1 protein-coding gene is annotated in these 278 nt (G+C 59.4%); it reads right to left on the bottom strand.

Annotated elements, in window-relative coordinates; all coding sequences use genetic code 11:
* Window positions 1-214, bottom strand: a 214-nt coding sequence (locus EN807_RS35200) for a transposase family protein (protein ID WP_135938137.1), incomplete at its 3' end; no start/stop codon positions are given.
* Between the last annotated feature and the right edge of the window lie 64 nt (window positions 215-278).

Raw genomic sequence — 278 nt, 5'->3', positions numbered from 1 at the left:
CCTGGGTCATGCGAATCTTGTCGACAGCCCCGCCCGCCTTGAGCGTCACGAAATAGTGTCTGCCACGATCGCTGTAGAGGATTGACGGCAATCCCTTGGCGACAAAGGTGTCCAGAAGTCGCTGGAAGCTCGACGCCGTGCCTTCCTCCTCGATCAGAAAGGCCGAATAGATCGTGCTCGTCGCATCGTCCATAGTCACGATCAGATCCAGCATCGGCCCACTCGCCAGCCACTGATGACGGCTGCCGTCCTGGTGTAGCATCATCCCTTCGCACGGC

Origin of the sequence: Mesorhizobium sp. M5C.F.Ca.ET.164.01.1.1 (assembly GCF_004792125.1) — a bacterium.
In the GTDB taxonomy this organism is placed as follows: domain Bacteria; phylum Pseudomonadota; class Alphaproteobacteria; order Rhizobiales; family Rhizobiaceae; genus Mesorhizobium; species Mesorhizobium wenxiniae.
The sequence above is the reverse complement of the archived record's forward strand: the minus strand, read 5'-3'. Positions and strand labels throughout refer to the sequence as shown.